This window comes from Mucilaginibacter sp. A5337, from assembly GCF_059690695.1.
This window is the reverse complement of record NZ_JCAWEC010000002.1, coordinates 1,103,999-1,121,402: the sequence shown is the minus strand read 5'-3', so window position 1 is coordinate 1,121,402 and position 17,404 is coordinate 1,103,999. Positions and strand designations below refer to the sequence as shown.

The window sequence follows — 17,404 nt, the reverse complement described above, 5'->3', positions numbered from 1 at the left end:
CTGCAAAATAATTGGACATTAAAACCAGTTAATGAATGGGCGGCCTTTGGCTGCCCATTTTTGTTTTATATACTTCGTTTCCATTCCCCCGTTCTTCGTTAACCCGCCCGGTGGTTCTTTATGCTGGGCAGTTCCGTTTAGATATTTCATCTGTTAGCCCCTAAATTTTCTGTTTAACTGTAATGTTACCTATGGTAGTGGTGATGTAGTGCCGTAATAATAGCATCAGATTACACTATCCGATAGATTTGCGCATTGACAATCCGTTGGATCGGCATCATTCCATATAAACCATATTATAGCTCAAGTGAAAAAGGGAACCCTGTTAATCACCGTATTTATTTTTATTCAAACCTTTTGTTTTGGCAGCAAGAAAACTGTAAAAGACGACAATGGCGGCAAATCCATTTATCAGGCCCGCCTGCAGGATTCGGACGCTGTTTATTTTACCCCCGAAAACTTTAAGATTAGGGCCGATGGCAGAACCGATGTGTCCGACGAATTGCAAGCCGCCATTACCAAAGTAAAAACTGAGCATAATTTCGGTGTGCTTTTTATCCCCGAAGGGAAATATCTGATCTCCAAAACTATATATATACCTACCGCTGTAAGGTTAATCGGGTATGGCAAAAACAGGCCTCAAATTATCCTGGCTAAAAACTCGCCCGGTTTTCAAACCTCTGATGAAAACGATAAAGGTCACGCTAAGTATATGTTTTGGTTTGTAAGCAATCTTTCGAAACCCGATGATGAGATTCATGATGCCGGAGCATCAACTTTTTATAGCTCGATATCAAATATCAACCTTAAAATAGAAGATGGCAATCCTTACGCTGTAGCCATGCGCACTCATTTTGCCCAGCACAGTTTTATAGCTCATGTCGATGTAAATATTGGCAAAGGCCTGGCAGGCATGTTTGATGTGGGTAACGAGATGGAAGATGTTCGCTTTTTCGGAGGCCAGTATGGAATTTATACTACCAAGCCGTCGCCGGGCTGGCAGTTCATGATGGTGGATACTTATTTTGAAGGTCAGCGTGAAGCGGCTATGCGTACGCAGGAAGCAGGACTTACCATTGTGCGGATGAATGTTAAGCACGTGCCGACCGTGATCAGCATTAATCACAACTACCATGAAAAACTATTTATGGAAGATTGCCGTTTTGATGGTATAAGCGGACCGGCTATCATTATCAGTAACGAGGATAATGCTTTTAACCAGATCAACCTGCGTAATGTAATTTGCCGCAATGTACCTGTATTGGCCAGCTATCGTCGCAGCGGTAAAACAACGCCAGGGGCGGCAAATATCTATCGTGTAAAAAACTTTACTTACGGTTTGCAGATGGATGGGCTTGATGCCGATCCGCAATATAAAACCATTAATGAGCAGGAGCCTTTGAGCGCTTTGCCCGAAGCCGTTAAAAAAGATATTCCCGATTTTCCGGCAATTGAAACCTGGGCCAACCTCAAAGCGCTTGGCGCTAAAGGTGATGGTGTCACTGATGATACCCAGGTTATACAGGCAGCTATCGACAAATATGAAACCATATATGTGCCCCAGGGATGGTACCGCGTTAGCCAAACTATTAAACTAAAGCCCGATACCAAATTGATTGGTTTGAATCCCATTGCCACGCAGTTTTTAATTGCTGATAATACACCTGCTTTCGGCGGTTTTGGTGGCCCGGTAGCACTGCTGGAATCATCAAAAGGAGGAAACAATATATTAAGTGGTATTGGTATTTGCACCAGTGCCGATAATCCGCGGGCTGTCGCCTGTAAATGGATGGCAGGTGTCGGGTCATACATGAACGATGTGAAATTTGTGGGTGGCCATGGGGGCATGCAACGTGTTGGTATACCCAAAAGCCCAGCAGGAAGTGGTGCTTATAATCGTGCGCAAAATGGAATGGATTCATCCTGGGATACACAGTACTGGAGCCTTTGGGTAACAGATGGTGGCGGCGGTACTTTTAAGGATATCTGGAGCGCCAATACTTATGCTACTGCCGGCACTTATATTTCTAACACACAAACTCCCGGTCGTATTTATGCCATGTCGATAGAGCATCATGTACGTAACGAGGTGCGGTTTAACAATGTAGCCAATTGGAAAGTTTATGCAATGCAGTTAGAAGAGGAAAGCCGAGAAAGTACCGAATGTCAGCCAATGGAACTGGAAAATTCGAGTAATATAGTGTTTGCCAACTTGTATATGTTCAGGGTGATCAGGGTGAATAAACCGGCACCGTATTCAATCCGAAAATGGGGTGGCAAAAACATCGAGTTATTGAATGTGCATAATTACAGCCAGATAAAATATACCACTACCTTGCCGTTATATGATATCAATACAGCTACAGAAGTAAGGCCATGGGAATTTGCGAGACTTTATATTGATGACAAAGCCAACGCCGCCGAACAGCAGACCGGCACCATCAATAAGCTGGCTACTGGTTTTGAATTTGCATCGGCAGTATGTGCTGATAGCAAAGGCAATATTTATTTCAGTGAGCAGCGCATGAAACGGATCTATAAATGGTCGGCTAAAGATAGGCAAATCAGTTTACTGGCCGACTATCCATGGGAACCGCTATCCTTAGCTTGTGATAAAAATGATAACCTGCTGGTAGTTTTTAAATATGTGCCAAAGCCCGGCTATCTTGTAAATGGTAAGCCGGAAAAATTTGATAATCCGGCCGACGCTGTGGGTACATCTTTTAGCGGATGGGGCAATTCGGGCTTTGCAAGCTGGGCTTATAGTATTGACCCCCATAATCCTGATGAAACTATACAAAAACTGAAAACCATCCCAATGGGGCAAATAAACCCGGTTTACAAAGCGTTATACCCGGCACACCGCTGGCGCGATTATCATGATTTCAATACGGTAACAGTGAACAAGCCTGCCGAATGTTTTGTGGCGCCCGATGGAGTGACCATTATCCCTGTGGTGTATGATTTGGCAAGGTCAACAGCTTTGGCAGCCGCGTATCCCGGAAAGCCATTATACAGCAGCGATGAGTATGATAAACGTACCGTGAGCACAACTGTAAGTAAGGACGGTTATCTTTCTGATTTAAAATATTTTGCTGAAAGAGGCGAGTTTGGCTCGGCAACAGATGATAAAGGAAATGTTTATGTAGCCGATGGACAGATTTATGTTTATGATAGTGCAGGTAAACAAATCAATATGATAAAAGTGCCTGAACGGCCAACGGGATTAGCATTTGGTGGTGCTGGTAATAATACTTTATATATTACGAGCCATAACTCATTGTTTTCCGTAAAAGTTAAATAAAATACCCTAAATAAAAGCTACATGCAACAATTACCCAAGCGCCTGTTATCCATCGATGTATTGCGTGCCATCACCATGCTGCTAATGATATTTGTTAACGATGCCGCGGGTGTTAAGCATATTCCCGAATGGATAGATCATGCCAAAGCCTTTGAGGACAGGATGGGTTTTGCCGACACGATTTTTCCTGCGTTTTTGTTCATCGTGGGTTTATCATTACCCTTTGCAATCAATAACAGGATCAAAAAGGGCGATAGTACAAAGGAGGTGTTATTTTATATCCTGATACGCAGCGCAGCGTTGGTCATTATGGGTTTCTACCATGTAAATCTTGAAGAGTACAACTCGTCAGCGGCATTAATCCCGAAGGCCGCCTGGGCCCTGGTTATTACTACTGCGTTTTTCCTTATCTGGCTGGATTATCCCGAAACCATGGCAAAGGCCAAAAAATATTCACTGCAAATACTTGGGATTATTATGCTGATAGCCATGGCGGTAATTTACAAAGGGGGCGAAGATGGTGAAGTAAGGTGGATGGAGCCTTCATGGTGGGGCATTTTAGGCTTAATAGGCTGGGCCTATCTGGTTTGTGCATTGATATATGTTGCTGTAAAAGGCAAGCTGCACAGGCTTATTGTGGCATGGACAATACTTGCTGCTATTGGCATCATAGCTCATAGCGTGTGTGAGATAAAGGTAATGCACGACGATACGTTGGTAACTTTAGCAGGTAGCAACATTACCGGTAGTTCGCTGGGTGACGCTATTGTCTTTTTAAAGCCATTTTGGATAATCAATGATGCTTCAAATATGACATTAATTATGGGGGGCATTGTTGTATCAGGGATCTATGCCAGGCTTGTTGAGCAGGGTAAAACCCAACGTATCTGGGCCACTCTGGCTATTATTGGCGTGTTGTTCCTGGTAGCAGGTTTTGCTTTACGACCTTATACCGAAGGCATTTCCAAGATTCGCTCGACACCGTCATGGGTACTCATTTGTTCGGGCATCACTACGCTTGCGTTTTTGATATTGATATATGTGGCTGATGTTAAGGGTAAAATAAGCGCTTTTAACTGGATCAAACCTGCGGGCACCAGTACGCTCACCTGTTACCTGATCCCGTATTTTCAAGTTTTTATACTGGAACTGTTTCATATCAATTATCCAGATGTGATAAATAACGGATTTCCGGGATTGCTGCGTTCATTCCTGACGGCTGTGATCATTATTTTATTTGTTGGAATACTTGAAAAGAAAAGGCTGCGCCTGAAGATTTAAATATTATAAATACCTAAATTCTAATGACAACATCATCGTTATTGCGGCCTGGGCAATGCAAAACCAGGCTGATGGCTCTTCTTTGCCTTGTACTTTCTGTAAACCTGGCTTATGCTCAAAAGAACCGGACAAGAAAACACGTTATAATTGCTTATGTAAGCGGTTTCCGTGGTTTGATTGATACTAATATGGTTCATCCGGCAAAGCTTACTCATATTAACTACGCGTTTGTAAATGTAATAGGCAACAGGGCTTTTTTAACCCATCCCCGAACCGATACCATCAATTTTAGGTATTTGGTTGGGTTGAAGAAAAAGAATACAGGTTTGAAAGTTCTGATTTCTATAGGCGGCTGGCTGTGGAGCAAGAACTTTTCGGATATGGCACTTACCGATACTTCACGTAAAGCTTTTGCGGCAAGCGCCGTTGAGTTGGTACGTAAGTTCAAAATGGATGGCATTGATATAGATTGGGAATATCCTAACGAATCAGGTGCAGGTAATGTGCATCGCCCGGAGGATAAACAAAACTATACCAGCCTGTTCCTGGAACTGCGGGCGCAATTGAATGCACTTGAAAAAGAAACCGGAAAAAAACTGTTGCTTACTGCAGCCGTAGGTGCTTTCAGGCATTTTGTGCAGAATACCGAAATGGATAAAGTAGCTGCCTGTTTGGATTACATCAACCTCATGACCTATGACTATGGTGCAGATGTAGCCGTGCACCATACCGGGCTTTACGCTTCAAAATATCTAAAAACAGAAAATAACTCAGATAATGGTACCCGGGTTTTTATTGAAGCGGGTGTTCCGCGGAATAAACTTGTGTTGGGAATGGCTTTTTACAGCCGCTCTACAAGAGTGTCGGACAGTACCAAAACCGGATTGGGTTCGCGTAACCTGGAAAGGATGCGAGGCGGTGGTTATACTTTTATAAAAGATAGCCTGCTCACCAATAAAGCATTTAAATACTATCGGGATAAAAGTGCTAAGGCACCGTATTTGTACAATCCCACAACCCGCCAGTTTTTATCATTTGACGATGAATGGTCGATTAGAAAGAAATGCAGGTACGTGAAAAAGAACGGCATGGCAGGGGTGATGTTCTGGGAATACGTAGATGATAGGAAAGAGTATTTGCTTGACGTGGCTAATAGCCATTTGAATTAAAGCGTTACTAAGGCATCAAAGAAAGCAGGTCACTGGGTTACCCGGTGGCCTGCTTTTAAGTTTGAGTTGCTACCAGTTATAACCACGTTCCTTAGCGTAATCGGCTATTAACGCGCCTGCATCGGCATCTAACAATATCTCGCAATTTGGATGCAATTGCACTATCGATGCCGGGATATCTGTAGTTACAGGGCCTAATATGGCTTGTTTAATGATTTCGGCTTTGTGGCTACCTTTAGCTATCAGGATCAGCTTGCGGGTATGCATAATGTTTTTAACGCCACGGGTTAGGCCACCAAGCTCTGTTTCTGGCGGTACTTGTGTTTCACGGCGTACGCGTGCTTCAAAATCCGGGTCCATCGGTGATACCCAGGTTTCGCTTTCAAAGGCTGTTCCCGGCTGATTGATGCCGATATGCCCGTTGCTGCCTATGCCCAGCATCTGCAGATCGGCCCCGCCGCGCTCGGCAAGGCGTTTTTCAAACAGGATACTCTCTGCCACAAAATCATCAGAAAGTGTAGGCGGCATAATAAAGTTTTCTTCAGGAATTCCAAGCGGACCGGCAATCTGGTTCAGGATCATCGTATAACAGCTGCCTGCATATTCGCGTTCCAGATTGGTGAGTTCATCCACGTTAAACAGGGTGATGTTTGATACATCAAACGGATATTGAGCGTAAATTTCCGAAACAATGCGGTGCATGCCAATGGTGGTTTGCCCGGTTGAAAGGCCAATTACAGATGTTCTTTTTTCCAGCATCTGCGCTATGATGCGCCATGCCGCGGTGATATCAAATTCCTGTTCGCTTTTAGTTATAGTTACTTTCATGTATGCTTTTTATAGTTCTTTAAGCTGTTTGGTAAAAAAATCATCAATAACAATGGCTGCGCTCACTTCATCCTCGCCATCCATAATTACTGAAATGGTTTCGCCGCCTTTAATGCTCAGCGATAGGATATTAAGCAAACTGTTCAGTTTAACGGTTTTGTCGCCTTTTTTTAAACTTGTGGCCGATTTAAAGCCTTTTACCAGTTTAACAAGCTGAGTTGCCGGGCGGGCATGCATTCCCTGCGCCGATGTGATGATATAATCTTTGGTTATCATTGGGTTATCTCCTTTAAATAAGCAATAATTTTTTCTGAGCTATCCATAGTCATTACCTGCTGGGATATCTGTTTAGCCCTTGCTTCGCTATTATTAATGATGATGTTTTTTATTGCTGGAATAGAGGCAGCACTCATGGAAAACTCTTCCAGCCCCATCCCTAACAATAACAAGGTAGCAAGAGGATCGGAAGCCATTTCGCCACACATGCCTACGTGGATGTTATGCGCGCGGCCTTGTTCAATTACGTTTAGAATAAGGCGTAGTACACCCGGATTAAACGGGTCGTAAAGGTGTGTGATCTTTTCGTTCATCCTGTCTACAGCCAGGGTATACTGGCAAAGGTCGTTGGTGCCAATACTGAAAAAGTCCACTTCTTTAGCAAGGATATCTGCCGTAACCGCGGCCGATGGAATCTCGATCATAATCCCTACTTTCACATCATTGCTAAAAGCGACACCCGGCTCAAGTAGCTCATTTTTTGCTTTATTCAGGATGAGTTTCGCGTCGCGGATCTCTTTCACGTTCGAGATCATCGGGAACATAATGCTGACCGGTCCAAACGCCGAGGCCCTTAAAATGGCTTTCAGTTGCACTATAAATAAGCCTTCCTGGTCGAGCGAAATACGGATAGCCCGGTAGCCAAGAAAAGGATTAAGTTCGGGTAGTAAATTAAAGTATGACAGGTGTTTATCTCCGCCTATATCAATTGTTCGTATAACTACAGGTTTGCCTTTTGCCTGTAATACTGCTTTTTTATAAAACTCAAATTGTTCCTCCTCATCGGGAAAAGTATCACGATCCATAAACAACATTTCGGTGCGGAAAAGACCAACGCCTTCGCCTCCGTTGTCGTGCACCATGGTAAGGTCATCTGCATCCGAAATATTGGCCAGCAGGGTTACCTGTTTGCCATCAGCGGTAATGGCAGGTTTATCCTTTACCATTTTTAATACCTCCGCCTGATGCCTAAAGGAAGCAGATTTGACGGAGTAGCGGCTAATGATATCCTCGCCGGGGTTGACGTAAACCGAACCACTAAGGCCGTCTAAAATGATAAAGTCATTATGGTTGATAGTCATTAACTCATCGCCGCAGGCTACAACCGCAGGCAACCCTTTTGATTTGGCTATAATGGCCGCGTGTGAAGTACGGCTGCCCGCCTGTGTTGCAAAACCGGTGACAAGGTTAAGATCTAAAGTGATGGTATCAGAAGGAGTGAGGTCATCGGCAATAACAATAGTATCCGGCTCGAACGAGCGGTTACTGGTATCGCCTGTACGGTTGATGTATTTGAGGATGCGGTTGCCGATATCCTGAAAATCGGCCGAGCGGGCGCGCATGTACTCATCGTCCATGCTTTCAAACAGGGCAACAATACCGGCCGTAACCTCAATCATAGCATCATTGGCCGTTTTTCTTTCGGCTTCAATCTTGGCCACCACATCCTCGCGGATCTGCGGATCATTGATCAGCTCCACTTGTGTTTCCAATATGGCAATGTCATCGTCATTGAGCATCAGTTGCGAGCTGTTCTTGATGGCATCGATCTCGGCAAGCGCGTTGGTTACTGATATATCAAAACGTTCAATTTCCGCTACTATCTCAACCTGGTTTTTTAAAATAATACCGTTGGTGGCCGGTGCGTTCTTTTTAATAACGAATGCCCTGCCTATTGCAATGCCCGGTGAAACTCCAATTCCCTTCATTTATATTTTTTCTTTATGCAAACAGGTGGATAATACTCCCTGCAAAACCAAGCAGCAGCAGGCCTAACAACAGGTATGTGGTTTTAATATTCTTTTTAACAAAATAATACACTAAAAAAGTGAGCCCTAACGGAATCATCGCAGGCATTACCTGGTCTAAAATACTTTGAATGCTCACCGCCGATTTTTCCGCACCTATATGTAGCGGTGTAGTGATGTTCATGAGTGTTGCCGGCATAGCGCCAACAACCATCAGCCCTAAAATTGAGGAGCCTTTGGTAAGCCTGTCCATCACATTGTTTTTGGCCAGGTTTTGCAAAAAGCGTGTTCCGGCGTCATAGCCCACAAAAGTTAGTTTATAGCGTAATAGCAAATGCGGAACATTGAATATCAGCAGGAACAGCAATGGCCCCAGGATATTGCCTTTAATGGCGAGCGATGTTCCAACGCCAGCGGCTATAACTTTAAATGTTCCCCAAAATAAGGAATCGAATACGCCTGCCAGCGGCCCCATCAAACCCAGTTTAACCGAATTGATAGATTCTTCATCGAAATCCCCATCATTGCTGTTTTGCTCTTCCATAGCAGCAGTTATACCCAGTATTAATGTTGAACCGTAGGGACTGGTGTTGAAAAACTGCAGGTGCCTTTTCAGGGCGGCCGCCATGGCCTCTTTTGTGTTGTACAGCTTTTTCAGCACAGGAATAATGGAGAACGCAAAGCCGGTATTTTGCCATGTCTCAAAATTGAAATTGGCCTCCAGCGTCAGCGAACGGAAAAACAGCATACGGATATCACGTTTGCTCAGCTTAGTATTGAGCTTTATTTGCTCGGCAGGTTCCTCATCGGCTCCAAAATCGTCATCTGTAGCCGGTTTAGGGGCAATTTGTGTTACTAATAATGCGATTATAACCCCAAACCCGCCAATGGCTATTACCGGTAATTTGAGATAGGCTGCCAGCATAAAGCCCAGGAAAAAATAAGGCGCCATATTTTTGTTGAACATGAGGTTCATGAGCAGGGCAAAACCTAATGCAGGTAGCATATTGCCTGCAACCTGCAGGCCTGTTTGTACCCATGCAGGTATCATGTCCAAAAATGTTTTCATAGCGCCCGCACCTAACTGCAGTGCAAGCGTAATGATGATACCCATAAGTACCGGCCTCAATAGTCCTGAAATAATATGCAGGCGTTGAATGCCTTTAAAATCACCGTCCTCGGCATATTGATTGAATTTTTTATTGAGCATAGCCCGCAATACAAACAGACCACTGATCACCATTTCGGCCAGTATGGAAACCGGTACGGCTATGGCCAGGGCAATTGCCGGGCCTTTGCCAGAGATGATAGCGAAAGCTGTACCCAAAACACCACCTGTGATTACATCGGGAGGTATGGCGGCCCCAACCTTGATGTTACCCATAAATATGAGTTCAAGCGTAGCGCCGATAATTACACCCTGGGTTACATCGCCAAGCACCAGGCCAACCAGTGGTCCAAGTACCAGCGGACGACTAAGCAGCGTAGTGCCTAAAAAATCTTCCGAATGTCCAAACATCGCTATCAGCGCGATGAGTAAGTATGATGCTGACAAGAGGGTTAAATTGTTGTTTGTGAGTTTGCTAAATATGTTTAATTAAATAAGGCTTGCCACAAGCTGTTTATTATCAGTAGGTACCTGCCTTACTTCCAACTCAAGGCCTTTTGCAAGCATTTCGCGGATGATGGTTATATCATCATCATTTACCGCTATAGCTTTTGATATCAACTTTGAGCCATCTTTTGACCGTAAGCCACCGAAGTTGATTGTTGTTATTTCGGGCACTTCCGCTGCCAGTGCTGCCGCATCCTTAACGCTGTTGATCAGTATTAAAACTTTTGCGTTTTTGCTTTTCTCGTCATTTAAAAAAGCAATCGCCTCTTTTACAGGTTTTATCAGCAGTTTGGTGCCTGTCGGTTTTGCAAGGGCGAGGGTCATCTTCATAAACTCATCCTTAGCCACTTTGTCGTTAGCAATCAGCAGGCAATCGGCGCCAAGAGCCGGTGTCCACGTAAAAGCTACCTGGCCATGTACCAGCCTGTCATCAATACGGGTTAGTTTAATCATTATTTTCTTCCTGGTTTTGCGCGGTTAAAAGTTTGTTTACGTATACCATCTGTTGTTTGGCATTTTCAATGGCTTCAGCAATTACCTCTTCTACGGGAGTAGCTGCATCAGCCAGTATAATTTCAATCACCAACGGAAGATTAAAGCCCGAAACCACATGTACGTTAGGCTGCAAGGCATATTGCAGGATCTGATTGGTAACACTGCCGCCCATGATATCCGAAAAAACAATCAATTCATCATTGTCGCCAATCTGATCAATTACCGCTTTGATGTCATCTTCTAACGAGCGGTTTTCCTCAACATAAGCTTCAATCAAAAAAATGCTATCCATAGTTCCGGTAATAATATCAAGCGACGATTTTATGCCGCCTGCAAGCTTGCCGTGCGTTGCTATCAGAAATTTTCTTGTGCTTCCGGTATTCTCCATCGATAATTAAGGTTTTTATATCCGCGTTTTAGGGCGCGGGGTTTTCATAACTGGTTTATATATGAAAATTAATCTTATGCAATTATCAGTCAAACTTTATTCAATAGCTATTTTGAAGGCACTACAACACCACTACTGTAATTTATTGTGCTGATTTCGCGCAATTGAAGAGGTTCGAAATCACATAAAGAAGTTCGAAGTCATAAGTCCGAAGTTTTAAGTCAAAAGACTTTTGACCTCCGACTTTGCACTATCTACTTACCAGTAGTGTTAATGTAGGGGCATGAAAATATCTACCAGCGGCTTTATCTTTTAGCTTTGAAACGGGATGCAAAATGCTTCCCTGACAACCATTTTATAATTCCTTAACTTTATATATGAACCTGAAAAAGCATATCAATATCCTTTCGGCTATATGCAAAAAATGCTGCCTGCTTTTAGCCGGACTGCCATTTATTGTGCAGGCACAAAGTGTTAAAGTGGTAACCAATCATGTAGGTTATGAGGATAGTAAGGCCAAACGTGCCATTATAGTTGCAGATAGCCATCTTGCTTTTACATCTTTTAATCTTATTGAAGCAGATAAGGGCAATACAGTATTTACCGGGCAAATCAACTACAGCGGCCCGGTGAACAAGTGGAAGGACTTTCAATTTTGGACGCTTGATTTCAGTGGATTTACAAAACCGGGGACTTATAAAATTCAATTAAGTTCGCCAAGTGGAATCATTTCCTCTTATCCTTTTATTATAGGAAAGAATGTGCTTGAAAAGGCAACCATATCTGATGTGGTATATTACTTTAAGGGACAGCGAAGTTCAGGCCTGTTAGATAAAGCTGATCATCATTTAGTATTATCAGGTACAACAGATACTGTTGATGCGCATGGCGGCTGGTACGATGCTACCGGCGATTACGGCAAACATTTATCGCACCTGTCATTCTCTAATTATTTTAACCCGCAGCAGATCTCATTAACAGCTTTTAGTCTGTTCAAGACTTATGAGTTGTTAAGTGCCCGTCCCGGAACTGATTTCAGACAGTTTAACAGACGGATTTTGGATGAGGCCATGTATGGTGCCGATTACCTGGTAAGGATGCAGGCAAAAAAAGGCTCCTTTTATCGCTCTGTTTCTTCACCCGGACCGGGTAAATTACCTAAAGACCGGGTAATTCAGGCCGATGAAGGCAACTACCGGATCAAGCAAACTAAAGATCAGTCGTTCACTAAAACTACAACCGGTAAAAACTGGCGTAGTTACCAGGCCAGTTACCGTTCGGGTGCAGGGATTTCGATTGCTGCCTTGGCAATGGCTTCGGCTTATCAAACGTCGGGTGAGTTTAGCAATTCAGATTACCTGAAGGCCGCTGAAAATGCCTTTGCCTTTTTGGAAAAGGAAAACCCGCAGATGGATTATGATAAAAAGGAAAACATCCTTGACGATTATTGTGCTCTGAGCGCCGCAGCCGAGCTTTATAAGGTAACCCATAAAGAGGTATATAAAACAGCAGCCGAAAAACGGGCAAATAATTTGCTCAATCGCCTAACCTCATGGAATAAATATCAAAACTTTTGGCGTGCAGATGATAAAGACCGGCCTTTCTTTCACCCTTCAGACGGAGGCTTGCCGGTTGTTAGCCTGCTTTATTATTATCCTTATGCTTCTGCCAATTTGCAAACTAAGATCAAATCAGCTGTAAGGAAATCAATGGAGTTTGAACTCGCTATTACTCATGAAGTAAACAACCCCTTTGGCTACAGCCGCGAATTGGTGCAGGATACGTTGGGCAATCGCCATAGTGCCTTCTTTTTCCCTCATGGCAGTGATGCGTCTCCATGGTGGCAGGGTGAAAATGCAAGGCTTGGCTCTGTTGCTACTGCCGCGCGGATGGCAGCGAGCCTTTTTAAAGATGACAAAGCTTTTCATGACCAGCTTTCAGGTTTTGCTATTGATCAGCTTAACTGGATTTTGGGATTGAATCCCTTTGATGCCAGCATGCTGCAAGGTACAGGGCACAATAACCCGGCTTATGGCTTTTTTGGCACGTTTGAATATACCAACGCACCGGGCGGTATTGTAAATGGTATTACATCGGGTTTTGATAACGAGGATGATATTGACTTTAATATCCCTTACGCTGTATCGGGCAAAGACTCGGACTGGCGCTGGGCCGAGCAGTGGTTGCCGCACACAGCCTGGTACTTGCTGGCGGTTTCAACAGGCGATTAATTATAAACCACTATACCTAAGTTATGAAGAACTGGAAGATCCATATAAGTTTTGCCCTCGCGTTGTTATTGTGTACCCCGATATTTTGCTTTGCGGCAGATGAACACAAAACGCTGGCTATCGGCGCTCAGGCACCTGAGTTTAGCCTGCCTGGGATTGATGGTAAAACTTATACTTTGCAATCATTTAAAAATGCCAAAGTGTTGGTTGTTGTTTTTATGTGTAACCATTGCCCAACATCGCAGGCCTATGAAGACAGGGTGATTAAACTGACCAGTGACTATGCGTCAAAAAGTGTTAGTGTTGTTGCTATTAATCCTAATAATCCTAACTCGCTACGCTATGATGAATTGGGTTACAGTGATTTAGGAGATTCATTTGAAGAAATGAAAGTACGTGCCAAAGATAAAGGGTTTAACTTTCCGTACCTGTATGATGGCGAAACGGAAGTAGCTTCTAATAAATATGGCCCGGTTGCTACTCCTCATATTTTTGTATTTGATAAAGATAGGAAGCTCAGGTACAACGGCCGGATTGATGATATGGAAAATCCCGCTAAAACGCCAAAATCGCAGGACGCGCGTAATGCTATAGATGCTGTGCTGGCCGGTAAAGAAGTAGCCGTTCCTGTTACCAAAACCTTTGGCTGCTCTGTTAAATGGGCCGAGAAAAAGGATTGGATAGATAAAGCGCAAATTCAGTGGGCAAAAGAGCCGGTAAAACTTGATACCATCAGCGCTGCCGGAATCGCGAGGGTGGTGAAAAATCATTCGGACGGGTTAAGGATGATCAACCTTTGGGCAACCTGGTGCGGCCCTTGTGTTGCAGAGTTTGATGACCTGGTTACGTTGAACAGGCTGTACCGAGACAGGGGGCTTGAATTTGTGAGCATCAGCGCCGATGATCCGGCTAATAAGGATAAAGCGCTGAAGTTTCTTCAGCGAAAGCAATCGTCCGGAACCAACTATATCTACACAGGCGACGATAAATATAAAATGATTGAGGCTGTTGATCCTAAATGGGATGGCGCTTTGCCCTATACCATGCTGGTTGATCCGGACGGGAAAGTGGTATACAGTCATCAGGGGGCTATAGATATTGAAGAACTTAAAAAAGTGATCTGGAACAATCCAATGATGGGCAGGATCTACAAATAATTGATGCCGATGGACAAGCTGAAATATTTTATTGCAGTATTGATTCCGTTGCTATTGGAGAACCCAACTATCGCGCAACAATATAAATTCAAGGCGCTTGTGTTGATCTCCCGTTCGGATGATCACAGCAGAATGATGACTGCGGCTAAACCATTTTTTGAGAAGCTGGGCAAAGACAATCAATTTAAAGTTGATTATACCGACGATTCAAGCAAGATCAATGACGAAAACCTGAAGAATTATGAAGTGTTTGTGATGCTGCAATTAGCACCTTTTGATATCTCGTACAGTCAGCAGGCCGCTTTGCAAAAGTTTGTTGAACAGGAGAAAGGTTGGGTTGGCATTCATGGTGCGGGCTTAACTGGTACTGAGTTTTTAGCTAAAAATACCAAATACTGGCATTGGTTTGAGGATTTTATGGGAGGGGTAGTGTATTCGCCGCATCCTGCTTATCAAAAAGGAACTGTTGTAGTTGAAGATAGGAAACATCCGGCCACTAAAAACTTACCCGCTAAATTCGAGATCTCTGACGAATGGTACGAGTTTAACAAAAGTCCGCGGCCCAATGTCCGTGTCCTGGTAACCGCCGACGAAGCAAGCTATAAACAAAACAAGCCAATGGGCGATCATCCCATCATCTGGACGAATGAAAAATACCGCCGCATGATCTATATCGGCATAGGGCATGATCCTTCGGTATTCACTAATCAAAGTTATGTAATACTGCTCAGGGATGCCATCCTTTGGGCAGGATCAAAATAAATCATCAGCCTGTAAACCATCAACATGAAAAAAATAGCATTGATATTAAGTTTTTGTTTGTTAACCGTAGTAGTTGCCTGGGCGCAAAAGGCGCCACGCTTTAAAGTAATTGCCCTATACGAAAACGGTGGCCATCATATTGAATACTCAAAAGCTGCCAAAGTATGGCTGGATAAGCTTGCTGCCGACAGCAATTTTTCTATTGATTATATTCAAAGTACTGATTCAATTGATAGCTCTTTTCTATCTAATTATCAATTGTTTATTCAACTGGACTACCCACCATATGCCTGGAAAGAAAAAGCGGTTAAAGCATTTGAAAAATACATTGATGAAGGTAAGGGGGGCTGGATTGGTTTTCATCATGCAACCCTTTTGGGTGAGTTTGACGGTTACCCAATGTGGAACTGGTTCTGGAATTTTATGGGAGGCATCCGTTTTAAAAATTACATAGCCACCTTTGCCAGAGGCACCGTGAATATTGAGGATAAGAAACACCCGGTAATGAAAGGCGTGTCGCCATCCTTTTTGGTGCAAAAGGAAGAGTGGTATATCTATGATAAGGACCCACGACCTAATGTGCATGTACTGGCTTCAGTAGATGAATCAACTTATGAGCCGAAAGATGGTATAACCATGGGTGATCATCCTGTAGTATGGACTAATCCCGCGAAAAAAGCCCGCAACGTTTATATTTTTATGGGGCATTCGCCGGTACTTTTTGAGAGTAAGGATTATACCACGCTTTTTAGTAATGCAATTTTCTGGGCCGCTAAAAAGTGATATTAAAAAAGCTTAATTGTATTTATAACCATGATAAAAAAGCTGTTGTTCTTGTGTCTTTTATTCTTGCCTGTCATGGTTATGGCACAAGGGAATACTTCGCCTATTTTACTGCAGATGCGCAATGGGAAAGTTTATTTTGATAACGTTTACGCCATTAACGCAGGTTTTAAAAAAGCTGATCTGTATAATAAGGCGCTAAGTTGGTTTAAGGGAGATGAAAAGACGATAACTAATGCCAACGAAAAGAAGGGTGAGGTGATAGGCACTTGTACTACCCGGGTTAACATTGGTAATACCGGCAACTACTATTTTGTAAGGTTTGTGGTTGATGTGATAGTTTACGACGCTACTTACGAGGTTAAGGTTTTTGATGTTTACGAAAAGCCAATTGAAAAAGGAATCTCAAACGAATATTCAAAAATAGAGTACCGTTGGTGGGATTTCAGACGGGGCAAGCCCTGGTCGGCAGATGATGAACCATTGTTCATGGGTATAAGCACCTCTGTAAATAATATAATGGATTCGATTGGTAATGAAATGAATAAATAATCCAGTTGAAGTATTTGTAATGGAGAAATTGATATATACTACCTTGTTTCTGTTAGCGATATTTTTGGCGGTTGACACTGCTTTTGCGCTGCAGCCTCGCTTTAAAGTACTGGCATTATACTCAACCAATGTAGAGAGCGATCATGTTGATTTTGCCATGGATGCCATGAAGTTTTATAGCAAAATGGCTAAAGCAAAAGGCTTCGCTTTTGATACCACAAGTAATTGGGGCGATTTGAATGACAAAAAGCTAAAAAATTACCAGGTGGTTATTTGGCTCAATGAGTTTCCACATAATCAGGTACAACGGAGCGCATTTGAAAAATTTATGGCTAATGGTGGTGCTTGGTTAGGGTTCCACGTGTCTGGCTATAACGACAAGTACACCAAATGGCCATGGTTTGTTGATTTTTTAGGAGCTACCTTTTACAATAATAACTGGCCGCCTCTGCCGGCTAAAATGATTGTTGATGATAACACCCACCCGGTTACCCAAAGCCTTGGTAAAAGCTATATTGCCCCTATAAACGAGTGGTACGGCTGGAAGCCTAACCCACGGGATAATAAAGATATTAAAGTATTGGTAACGCTCGATCCGGCTAATTATCCGTTGGGTAAAAAGGATATCATTCGTGACGGTGATATCCCCGTAGTGTGGACTAACACGAAATACAAGATGCTATACATGAACATGGGGCATGGCGATTTAATATTTACATCGCCCGGGCAAAACCAAATGTTTGAGGATGCTTTACTATGGTTAGCCGGTAAAAAGTAAATGATCCATCATTTTTCCAACACTCAGAAGCCATGTT

The 17,404-nt window shown here is 43.3% G+C and carries 16 protein-coding genes; 9 read left to right on the top strand and 7 right to left on the bottom strand.

From position 1 onward, the window contains the following. Positions 1-18: 18 nt before the first annotated feature. Entirely contained in the window at positions 19-150 is a 132-nt protein-coding gene (locus tag AC59JO_RS09385) for a hypothetical protein (RefSeq protein ID WP_413667733.1), read from the bottom strand. A gap of 157 nt (positions 151-307) precedes the next feature. Here AC59JO_RS09385 and AC59JO_RS09380 point away from each other — a divergent pair, with 157 nt between their 5' ends. From AC59JO_RS09380 to AC59JO_RS09370, 3 genes are read left to right on the top strand one after another with little or no spacing between them, the layout of a single operon-like run. Then, positions 308-3,304 (top strand): glycosyl hydrolase family 28-related protein, encoded by a 2,997-nt coding sequence (locus AC59JO_RS09380; RefSeq protein WP_497304900.1) that lies wholly within the window; start codon positions 308-310, stop codon positions 3,302-3,304. A 21-nt stretch (positions 3,305-3,325) separates the two neighbouring features. Further along, on the top strand, positions 3,326-4,585 hold the full coding sequence (locus tag AC59JO_RS09375; protein WP_497304898.1) for a DUF5009 domain-containing protein: 1,260 nt from the start codon (positions 3,326-3,328) through the stop codon (positions 4,583-4,585). A 23-nt stretch (positions 4,586-4,608) separates the two neighbouring features. Further along, entirely contained in the window at positions 4,609-5,754 is a 1,146-nt protein-coding gene (locus AC59JO_RS09370) for a glycoside hydrolase family 18 protein (RefSeq protein ID WP_497304896.1), read from the top strand. Between the two features lie 69 nt (positions 5,755-5,823). Here AC59JO_RS09370 and AC59JO_RS09365 read toward each other — a convergent pair whose 3' ends face one another. Genes AC59JO_RS09365 through AC59JO_RS09340 form a run of 6 tightly spaced genes read right to left on the bottom strand, consistent with a single transcriptional unit; the run spans position 5,824 to position 11,104 of the window. After that, positions 5,824-6,582, bottom strand: coding sequence for a 6-phosphogluconolactonase (locus AC59JO_RS09365; RefSeq protein ID WP_497304894.1), 759 nt, complete (start codon positions 6,580-6,582; stop codon positions 5,824-5,826). Positions 6,583-6,591: 9 nt separating this feature from the next. Continuing rightward, a complete protein-coding gene (locus tag AC59JO_RS09360; RefSeq protein ID WP_413667737.1) occupies positions 6,592-6,858 on the bottom strand; it encodes an HPr family phosphocarrier protein in 267 nt (88 codons plus the stop codon). Then, positions 6,855-8,567 carry a phosphoenolpyruvate--protein phosphotransferase gene (ptsP, locus tag AC59JO_RS09355; protein WP_497304892.1) on the bottom strand — a complete coding sequence of 571 codons (1,713 nt, stop codon included), beginning with the start codon at positions 8,565-8,567 and terminating at the stop codon, positions 6,855-6,857. The genes AC59JO_RS09360 and ptsP overlap by 4 nt, the downstream gene beginning before the upstream one ends. A 13-nt stretch (positions 8,568-8,580) precedes the next feature. Continuing rightward, positions 8,581-10,161, bottom strand: a complete 1,581-nt coding sequence (locus AC59JO_RS09350; protein WP_497304890.1) for a PTS system mannose/fructose/sorbose family transporter subunit IID — start codon at positions 10,159-10,161, stop codon at positions 8,581-8,583. A 42-nt stretch (positions 10,162-10,203) separates the two neighbouring features. Next, positions 10,204-10,674, bottom strand: a complete 471-nt coding sequence (locus tag AC59JO_RS09345; protein ID WP_497304888.1) for a PTS sugar transporter subunit IIB — start codon at positions 10,672-10,674, stop codon at positions 10,204-10,206. Then, a complete protein-coding gene (locus AC59JO_RS09340) occupies positions 10,667-11,104 on the bottom strand; it encodes a PTS sugar transporter subunit IIA (protein ID WP_497304886.1) in 438 nt (145 codons plus the stop codon). The genes AC59JO_RS09345 and AC59JO_RS09340 overlap by 8 nt, the downstream gene beginning before the upstream one ends. Positions 11,105-11,481: 377 nt before the next feature. Between AC59JO_RS09340 and AC59JO_RS09335 the strand changes: the two genes are divergently transcribed. The 6 genes from AC59JO_RS09335 to AC59JO_RS09310 are packed head-to-tail and all read left to right on the top strand — an operon-like array spanning position 11,482 to position 17,367. Continuing rightward, a complete protein-coding gene (locus AC59JO_RS09335) occupies positions 11,482-13,335 on the top strand; it encodes a glycoside hydrolase family 9 protein (protein ID WP_497304884.1) in 1,854 nt (617 codons plus the stop codon). Positions 13,336-13,358: 23 nt separating this feature from the next. Further along, positions 13,359-14,492, top strand: a complete 1,134-nt coding sequence (locus tag AC59JO_RS09330; RefSeq protein WP_413667743.1) for a redoxin family protein — start codon at positions 13,359-13,361, stop codon at positions 14,490-14,492. 9 nt (positions 14,493-14,501) lie between these two features. Continuing rightward, positions 14,502-15,254: a ThuA domain-containing protein gene (locus AC59JO_RS09325; protein ID WP_497304882.1), complete on the top strand. Its 753-nt coding sequence runs from the start codon at positions 14,502-14,504 to the stop codon at positions 15,252-15,254. A 24-nt stretch (positions 15,255-15,278) separates the two neighbouring features. Then, positions 15,279-16,037, top strand: a complete 759-nt coding sequence (locus AC59JO_RS09320; RefSeq protein ID WP_413667745.1) for a ThuA domain-containing protein — start codon at positions 15,279-15,281, stop codon at positions 16,035-16,037. Positions 16,038-16,067: 30 nt separating this feature from the next. Next, positions 16,068-16,589: a DUF4468 domain-containing protein gene (locus tag AC59JO_RS09315; RefSeq protein ID WP_497304880.1), complete on the top strand. Its 522-nt coding sequence runs from the start codon at positions 16,068-16,070 to the stop codon at positions 16,587-16,589. Between the two features lie 19 nt (positions 16,590-16,608). Beyond that, positions 16,609-17,367: a ThuA domain-containing protein gene (locus AC59JO_RS09310; protein ID WP_413667747.1), complete on the top strand. Its 759-nt coding sequence runs from the start codon at positions 16,609-16,611 to the stop codon at positions 17,365-17,367. Positions 17,368-17,404: the final 37 nt, after the last annotated feature.

Coding starts and splice junctions, on each gene's coding strand:
- AC59JO_RS09385 (WP_413667733.1), bottom strand. CDS start 150: ATGAAATATCTAAACGGAACTGCCCAGCATAAAGAACCACCGGGCGGG.
- AC59JO_RS09375 (WP_497304898.1), top strand. CDS start 3,326: ATGCAACAATTACCCAAGCGCCTGTTATCCATCGATGTATTGCGTGCC.
- AC59JO_RS09370 (WP_497304896.1), top strand. CDS start 4,609: ATGACAACATCATCGTTATTGCGGCCTGGGCAATGCAAAACCAGGCTG.
- AC59JO_RS09365 (WP_497304894.1), bottom strand. CDS start 6,582: ATGAAAGTAACTATAACTAAAAGCGAACAGGAATTTGATATCACCGCG.
- AC59JO_RS09360 (WP_413667737.1), bottom strand. CDS start 6,858: ATGATAACCAAAGATTATATCATCACATCGGCGCAGGGAATGCATGCC.
- ptsP (WP_497304892.1), bottom strand. CDS start 8,567: ATGAAGGGAATTGGAGTTTCACCGGGCATTGCAATAGGCAGGGCATTC.
- AC59JO_RS09345 (WP_497304888.1), bottom strand. CDS start 10,674: ATGATTAAACTAACCCGTATTGATGACAGGCTGGTACATGGCCAGGTA.
- AC59JO_RS09340 (WP_497304886.1), bottom strand. CDS start 11,104: ATGGAGAATACCGGAAGCACAAGAAAATTTCTGATAGCAACGCACGGC.
- AC59JO_RS09335 (WP_497304884.1), top strand. CDS start 11,482: ATGAACCTGAAAAAGCATATCAATATCCTTTCGGCTATATGCAAAAAA.
- AC59JO_RS09330 (WP_413667743.1), top strand. CDS start 13,359: ATGAAGAACTGGAAGATCCATATAAGTTTTGCCCTCGCGTTGTTATTG.
- AC59JO_RS09325 (WP_497304882.1), top strand. CDS start 14,502: ATGGACAAGCTGAAATATTTTATTGCAGTATTGATTCCGTTGCTATTG.
- AC59JO_RS09320 (WP_413667745.1), top strand. CDS start 15,279: ATGAAAAAAATAGCATTGATATTAAGTTTTTGTTTGTTAACCGTAGTA.
- AC59JO_RS09315 (WP_497304880.1), top strand. CDS start 16,068: ATGATAAAAAAGCTGTTGTTCTTGTGTCTTTTATTCTTGCCTGTCATG.
- AC59JO_RS09310 (WP_413667747.1), top strand. CDS start 16,609: ATGGAGAAATTGATATATACTACCTTGTTTCTGTTAGCGATATTTTTG.